The organism is Neisseria sp. HMSC074B07 (assembly GCF_001810355.1).
In the GTDB taxonomy this organism is placed as follows: domain Bacteria; phylum Pseudomonadota; class Gammaproteobacteria; order Burkholderiales; family Neisseriaceae; genus Neisseria.
In genome coordinates this window covers 1-2,972 of record NZ_KV800911.1, presented here as the reverse complement: position 1 = coordinate 2,972, position 2,972 = coordinate 1, and the positions used below count along the sequence as shown (strand labels likewise).

The following is a 2,972-nucleotide window of genomic DNA, read 5'->3' as shown; positions in this document are numbered from 1 at the left end:
CCTTGTCCTGATTTAAAGTTAATCCACTATACCGTGTCGTACGCCATGTCATGAATGCTTCGGGGAATGGTTAAACCGCCCCGATGGATTTGGCAACCGATGGTCTGACGGCTACAATATCGCGTTAAAAACTTTTCATTTGGGAACACGCAAAATGTTGGTTCATCCTGAGGCGATGGGCGTCGCCGCATTGGCGGACAAAATCCGCAAAATCGAAAACTGGCCGCAAAAAGGCATTTTATTTCACGACATTACACCGGTACTTCAAAGCGCGGAATATTTCCGCCTTTTAGTGGATTTGCTGGTCTATCGCTATATGGGTCAGAAAATCGATGTCGTGGCTGGCTTGGACGCACGCGGCTTCATCATCGGCGCGGCGTTGGCGTATCAGTTGAACGTCGGCTTCGTCCCCATCCGCAAAAAGGGCAAGCTGCCTTTTGATACGATTTCGCAAAGCTACGCGCTGGAATACGGCGAAGCGACGGTCGAAATCCACAAAGACGCGGTCAAACCCGGCGCGCGCGTGCTGCTGGTCGATGACCTGGTCGCAACCGGCGGCACCATGCTCGCAGGCGTGGAATTAATCCGAAAACTCGGCGGCGAAGTCGTTGAAGCGGCGGCGATTTTGGAATTTACGGACTTGATCGGCGGCAGCAAAATCCGCGAAAACGGCGTTCCCCTGTTTACCCTGCTGCAAAACGAAGGCCGCATGTAAACTTTGCCCATGCCTCAAAGGTCGTCTGAAACAGCCATTCCGCTTTTCAGACGACCTTTTTGTTGTCCCTGATTACGCGGTTAATGTAAATATCGGTTTCAGATTCGGATAATGCCGCCAAATCGTTTAAAATACGGTTCTAATTGATTCTAATAAAGATACGGCAAGTAATGAACGCACAACGCATATTTTCCCTCTCGCTCAGCCTGATTGCCGCAGCCGTCTTGTCGGCGTGCGTCTCTGAAAACGACACCTCATCCAAAGAGCCTGCCTCTTCTCTGACCGAACCCGCCTCCATCCCCGCCCGCCGCGCCGAAGGCGAATCCAAAGTATTGTCCGATTACGGTCAATATCAAGGCGCGCTGGACGCTGCCAAACGCGGCGACGATATGTGGGTGCAACAATTCTTGGCGCAGGCGGGCGACAGCGCGATGGCTGAAACCGTCCGCAACGAATGGCTCAAAAGCCTCGGCGCGCGCGGACAATGGGATGTGTTCCGCCAAGAAAACAAAAAGCTGAATGCGGCAGGTCGGGTGCAAGAAGTGCAATGTTATGCCGAACTGAGCAGCGGCAGCTACAACATGGCGGCAGAGCTTGTGCGCGTTACGAACAAGCTGCCCGCAGGCTGTACCCGCTTGGTCGAAAGCGCGGCATCGGCAGGTCGTCTGAACAACAACGACGCATGGCGCCGCGTACGCGGATTGTTGAGCAACAGCCAAACCAGCGACGCACGCAGCTTGGCAGCCGCCTTAGGCAGCCCGTTTGAGGGCGGCTCGCAAGGTGCGCGCGAATACAGCCTTTTGAACGTCATCGGCAAAGACGCGCGCAAATCCTCCTCCGCAGCCTCCACGCTGTCCGGCATGGAATCCGGCTTAAGCCGCGAACAAAGCAGCTTCGCATGGGGCGTATTGGGACTCTACCAAGCGCAAAATCAAAACATGCAAACCGCGTTGAGCTACTACAACCGCGTTTCCGACCGCAAACAACTGACCGACGAGCAGTTTGAATGGTACGCCCGCGCCGCCCTGCGCCTGCAACGCTGGAACGAATTGTCCGGCATCATCCAACAAATGCCCGACAACCTGCAAAAAGACCCGACTTGGCAATACTGGCTGGGCCGCAGCTACGCCGCACAAGGCAACCAAAGCCGTGCTAAAGAAATGTATGAAAAAGCCGCCGCAAGCGGACGCAATTTCTACGCCGTCTTAGCAGGTGAAGAGCTCGGCCGCCGCGTCAATACCAAAAACAACGTTTCCGACGCCGATAAAAAAGACGTCCGCCGCATGGCAGACGACGGCGCCATCAAACGCGCGCTGGTTCTGTTTAAAAACAGCCAAAGCAGCAACGATGCCAAAATGCGCCGTCAGGCGCAGGCAGAATGGCGTTTCGCCACCCGCGACTTCAACGAAGACAACCTCCTGACTGCCGCGCAAGTTGCCTTTGAAAACCAGTTCTACGACATGGCGATCAACAGCGCCGACCGGACCGAGCGCAAACTCAACTACAACCTGCGCTACCTCTCTCCGTTTAAAGAGACCACCGTCCGCTACGCCTCGCAAGCAGGCATCGATCCTGCTTGGGTTTACGGCCTGATCCGCCAAGAAAGCCGCTTCGTCATGGGCGCGCAATCCAGCGTCGGCGCGCAAGGCCTGATGCAGGTTATGCCCGCCACCGCCCGAGAAATCGCCGGCAAAATCGGCATGAGCAGCAGCGAACTCTACACCATGGACGGCAACATCCGCATGGGCACATGGTACATGGCAGATGCCAAACGCCGCCTGCAAAACAACGAAGTGATGGCAACCGCAGGCTACAACGCCGGCCCCGGCCGCGCCCGCAACTGGCAGGCTTCTACGCCTCTGGAAGGCGCGATTTACGCCGAGACCATCCCTTTCACCGAAACCCGCGACTACGTCAAAAAAGTTATGACCAACGCGACCTTCTACGCATCCCTGTTCAATGAGCCGCAAACCTCGCTGAAACAGCGTATGGGAACCGTTCCGGGTCGTTACTGATTGACGCGGCTGCATCCGATTGTATTGATTGACAGATACGGAAGCCAAACTTGAAAAGGTCGTCTGAAAGTATGTTTTCAGACGACCTTTTTTAGTGTGGATGATGGCAAAAAAACAACGAATCAACTGCTTTAATCCCCATCGCCATCCCGCGCTCTTTTCAATAAACTGGTTGCGCTACCTGCCCCAATCCTTTGTATAGTGGATCAAATTTAAATCAGGACAAGGCGACGAAGCCGCAG

Annotated in this window: 2 protein-coding genes; both read left to right on the top strand. The window is 55.0% G+C overall.

The features are described from left to right. Window positions 1–154 precede the first annotated feature (154 nt). Complete coding sequence (locus HMPREF2726_RS02950; protein WP_070602117.1) at window positions 155–715, top strand: adenine phosphoribosyltransferase; 561 nt, start codon at window positions 155–157, stop codon at window positions 713–715. 170 nt (window positions 716–885) lie between these two features. Further along, window positions 886–2,730 carry a lytic transglycosylase domain-containing protein gene (locus HMPREF2726_RS02945; protein ID WP_009311092.1) on the top strand — a complete coding sequence of 615 codons (1,845 nt, stop codon included), beginning with the start codon at window positions 886–888 and terminating at the stop codon, window positions 2,728–2,730. The last annotated feature ends 242 nt before the right edge of the window (window positions 2,731–2,972 follow it).

Excerpts from the sequence above, each read along its gene's own strand:
- HMPREF2726_RS02950 (WP_070602117.1), top strand. The coding sequence starts at position 155 with ATGTTGGTTCATCCTGAGGCGATGGGCGTCGCCGCATTGGCGGACAAA.
- HMPREF2726_RS02945 (WP_009311092.1), top strand. The coding sequence starts at position 886 with ATGAACGCACAACGCATATTTTCCCTCTCGCTCAGCCTGATTGCCGCA.